The sequence below is a fragment of the Bradyrhizobium sp. genome, assembly GCF_049798375.1.
Taxonomy (GTDB): Bacteria; Pseudomonadota; Alphaproteobacteria; order Rhizobiales; family Xanthobacteraceae; genus Bradyrhizobium.
In genome coordinates this window covers 1-4225 of sequence record NZ_JBARGP010000445.1, presented here as the reverse complement: position 1 = coordinate 4225, position 4225 = coordinate 1, and the positions used below count along the sequence as shown (strand labels likewise).

Here is a 4225-nt window from a genome sequence, read left to right as displayed (position 1 = left end):
AGCGGCACGGCGCCATACATCGAATATTCCGTCATCGGAAACGCTTCGACATAGAGCGGCTGCGCGCCTGACAGCACCATGCCGTAATGGTGCGACTTGTGGCAGTTGCGGTCGACGATGACGATGTCGCCTGGGGCCAGCAGCGCCTGCACCGCCATCTTGTTGGAGGTCGATGTCCCATTGGTGACGAAGAAGACGCGGTCGGCGCCGAACGCGCGCGCCGCCTTGTCCTGGGCGCTCTTGATGTTGCCGGTCGGCTCGAGCAGGCTGTCGAGACCGCCGGTGGTTGCGCTGCTCTCGGCGAGGAACAGGTTGGGGCCGTAGAATTCGCCCATGTCGCGGATCCAGTCTGAACGGAACACCGATTTGCCGCGCGCAATCGGCAACGCATGGAAGGTCCCGATCGGCCGCTGCGCGTACTTCTTCAGATTGTCGAAGAAAGGCGTCTCATAGCGGTCCTGCACGCCTTCAAGAATAGCGAAGTGCAGCTCGAGCAGCTCTTCCACAGAGTAGAAGATGCGCCTGACGACATCGGCTTCAGGGTTACCGGCGAGCTCCTCCACGTTACGGTTCGAAATCAGATAGATATCGAGCTCGGGCCGGATCCGCTTCAGCGTTTGCGCCAAGCTCAATGCGGAGTCGGATGTCTCTGTCGAAGCCATCAGGGAGCGCAGCACCGGCGCGTCATGGCGGGATTGCTGCGCGAAGCCTTCATTGATGACGACCGCCGCGATGTCCGGATTGAGCATGGTGGCGCAGAACGCATCCTCGAAGCTGCCGGCAAAGACGGGCTCATGGACAAAGCTGTCCGACGGACGCCGCAACTTCCGCCACTCTGCGCCGAGTTCCGGCCAGCTAGTGGCTGCAACGCCGGTCACGACCAAGGTTTCGAAATAGGGCCGGCGCGCCATCGCGCTGCCGAAGCCCGGCGGCAGCAGATCCGGCATCTCCGAGTCGGCGTCCGCAAGCACATCCCAGTCACTGGCGTGCTGGCGGAACGAGCGCGTGACCAAGGCATGGATGATGCGCGTCGCCAACGCCAACGCGCCGGCTGCGTCATTGGCGGCAGCGCGGTCCTTCAGCGCCGCCAGCAGGCGCGGCCCCGGATAGGCATGAAATTCTTCCGTCACTGCGAGCTGCGAAAGCTGCTGCTCGAAAGCGGCGCGATCCGAGCCGCCGGCCGCCCATGTCTTTGCCGCATCCGTCAGGGATCGCCACTGGTCCGCCCTGGCGCCGGGTCCTGCGAAGAATTGATCAATCCGCTGTTCCTGAGCGATCCGCGCCATGGCCGTCTCCCACCTGGTTAAGTTGATGGAGGCTAGGCGGCGGCGCCAACTTCGAGTCTTGATTTAAATCAAGTCCGAACGGAGCCCTCGCGGGCCGTGATCGACTGGCTGTCGGCATCGCGCGGCCTCTGTTCGCAGAGCCACACCACGATGACGAGCAGCAGGACCGGCACGATGAGGCTGTAGGCACGGGACGCTTCGGTGGCGAGCGCGCCGGACGCCGCGCCACTGCCAAACGCGATGCAGACCGTGCCAAACACATAGGATCGGCGCAACGGCTGCGGCGCGATGCCGCCGGCGATTGCACCAAACAAGCCTTCGATGGTCTGGCGAAAATTGCTGGTGACCATCACGGAGTTATACGTCCAGCCTTCGACGCGAGGAAAACTCACAGTCTGGAACGCGGCAACGAAGGAGAGGCCGAGCGTGCCGGCCTGCTCCGGCAGTTGATTGTGCAGGATCGCGACGACGAACAGGAACGCGATCTCGCTGAGGACACTGATCCGAACCGCGCGCCGGGGCGCGGCCCAGCGCAGCCAGGACGCCAGCACCACGCCGACTATGAACGCAGCCAGCGGCTGGACATAATGGGATGCCGCCTGCCACTGCCCCTTGGCCATGTTGACCCAGAGAAACACGAGGTTGGCGCTCTGCGCATTGGCAAAAACGCGGTGGACGATCCAGGTGTAGGCTTCGATATATCCTCCGACGAACGCCAGAATGGCGGAGATGGGAAGTGACTCGTCGCGGGGGATGGATGCGGCGGAAGCTTGCTGCAGTGACACGCGATGTCCGTTCCGTGATCGGCTCCGCGCTGACGGTGACGAGTTCGGCAGTAATCGTGTCCAAGCGAGCTCCGCTTGATCTAGATCAAAGCGGGGCATGCCGAGTGCACGTGTCAATCGAAGCATCCTGCGACATCTCCATGGGAGGGTCTGCGTGCGTCAGTGTCTGCAGTTTCTGCTCGCGCTTTTGGCGTTGGCCGAGACGGCCTCGGTGCAGCCGTGTCGCAGTGCGAACACCGAGCCGGAACGTCAGGTGCAGGAGGAAGTCTGGGCGCTGCCAATAACGCATCCGACCATTGCCTATGTGGTGCATCCCGCGGGGTCGGGACCGTTTCCACTGGCGGTAATGAATCACGGTGTATCTCTCACTCCCCGAGACCGAAGCTTCTTTCCGCTGGTCGAGTTCAGAGATGCTGCGATGTGGTTCGCGCGCCGCGGCTATCTGGTGGTGGCGCCAACCGGCCCAGGATACGGTGCGGCTGCACTCGATGCGCCGGAACGGGGGTTGTTCGCAGTCTTCTATTCAAAGGTCGGGACCTGCGAGAACCCGAACTTTCGCGACGCCGGAATGGCCGCAGCTCTGCTGGACAAATGGATCATCGACTACATGACCGAGCAGAAGCTTGTCGTGCCCGACAGCGCCATCGTCGTCGGCCAGTCGGCGGGTGGCTGGGGTGCAATTGCCCTTTCGAGCCAGAACCTGTCGTCGGTCAAGGCGATCATCACGTTTGCGGCGGGCCGTGGCGGTCGGGTCGGCGGCAAACCAAACAACAATTGCGCGCCGGACAAACTGGTGCAAGCGGCGGCCGAGTTCGGCCACGCCGCCCGGACGCCGATGCTGTCGATCTACATCGAGAACGACACGTTCTTTGGACCGACCCTGTCCCGGCAGATGATCGATGCCTATAATGGCGCGGGCGGCCACGCCGAGTATCACCTCCTGCCGCCCTTCGGTGACGAGGGGCATTTCCTCATCGATTCACCGGACTCGATTCCGCTATGGTCGCCACTGGTTGGCCCTTTCCTCGATAGCCATGCTCAGCGTCCCGGAGGCAGATGATGCGTATGGATCGCTCGCGGTACGCGCTCGCCCTGCTATCAACCGTCATCTGGCTGCTGCCATCTGGCCGGGCACCGCTCGCCGATGCAAAGGAAAGCGCAGTGACCGCGACTGGCGGGCAGAAGGCTGCGCCGGAATTCGCGCTGCGGGGCCAGCGCGACGCTCACGCAATTACATATGACAATTGGCAGAAATTCTGCTTCCAGACCCCGGGAAGCGCCAAGGTATGCCGCACGACCATCAGCGGCAAATGGGCGACAGGGCAATCAGCCATCCGCATCGACCTGATCGAGCGCGATGGCGAGCATGCCGAGCGCCTGCAATTGTTCCTCCCGGTCGGTCTATACCTTCAGGCCGGCGTGAAGCTCAGCGTGGACCAGGGCGGCCCCGTTGCGATACCTTACGTCTGGTGCCTGACCAACACCTGCATCGCCGGGGATCGCGCCAATCCGACGCTGATCCTCCAGATGGAGACAGGCCAGCAGTTGAAGCTGGAGGTCACCGACACCAATTTGCTGAGCGTCAGCACCACCATTCCGCTCGGTACGTTTGCTGCGGCACACGCCGGAGCGCCGAGCCATACCTATGAGCAGAATGTCGACGAATAAACCGCCTACGTCTATGCGCCCGTGATCGACGCGCGCTCGATCGGCTCGATCAGCGATCTGGCCGTGAATGGCTTGGTCAGATAGGCGAGACATCCGGACGCAACCGCCGCCTTCCGAACCGCGGGACAATCCTTTGCCGTCATATAGATTACCGGAAGCTGGATACCGGCCGACTTCAGCTGCCGATGCACCTCGATCCCCGACTCGCCATCCAGATCAATGTCGAGAACAACACAAACGGCCCTCCTGAAATCATTGTGATCATGGAACGAGTTTGCCGAAGTGAAGGACACGGTATCATAGCCGTGCTCCTTGAGGAGCCGCTGGACTCCCCGGAGCATGCTGGGGTCGTCATCGACCACATATACGAGTTTTCGTTGCCGCAAATGCGCACGTCCTGTCTCGGCGACGATCGCGAAGCTGCGGCCCGCCAACTGGATTGCCAATAAAGTCCGGCGCCTCTTGTTCCCAACGGTGCACGAGGCC

General features: G+C 62.4%; 4 protein-coding genes and 1 pseudogene. 2 read left to right on the top strand and 3 right to left on the bottom strand.

Annotated features, from left to right (window positions below; genetic code table 11):
* Both WA702_RS18585 and WA702_RS18580 read right to left on the bottom strand, forming a co-directional pair.
* Positions 1-1286, bottom strand: a pseudogene (locus WA702_RS18585) (decarboxylase); the annotation flags it as partial.
* Between the two features lie 68 nt (positions 1287-1354).
* The gene (locus tag WA702_RS18580; protein WP_425111996.1) at positions 1355-2071 is read right to left on the bottom strand and encodes a YoaK family protein; all 717 of its coding nucleotides are present in this window, start codon (positions 2069-2071) and stop codon (positions 1355-1357) included.
* Positions 2072-2225: 154 nt separating this feature from the next.
* Here WA702_RS18580 and WA702_RS18575 point away from each other — a divergent pair, with 154 nt between their 5' ends.
* Together WA702_RS18575 and WA702_RS18570 are read left to right on the top strand one after the other, a co-directional pair.
* Positions 2226-3131 (top strand): alpha/beta hydrolase family protein, encoded by a 906-nt coding sequence (locus tag WA702_RS18575; protein WP_425111995.1) that lies wholly within the window; start codon positions 2226-2228, stop codon positions 3129-3131.
* Between the two features lie 101 nt (positions 3132-3232).
* On the top strand, positions 3233-3739 hold the full coding sequence (locus WA702_RS18570) for an invasion associated locus B family protein (protein WP_425111994.1): 507 nt from the start codon (positions 3233-3235) through the stop codon (positions 3737-3739).
* A gap of 11 nt (positions 3740-3750) precedes the next feature.
* Here the strand turns inward: WA702_RS18570 and WA702_RS18565 are convergent.
* Positions 3751-4225: response regulator (locus WA702_RS18565; RefSeq protein ID WP_425111993.1), on the bottom strand; the 475-nt coding region annotated here is incomplete at its 5' end.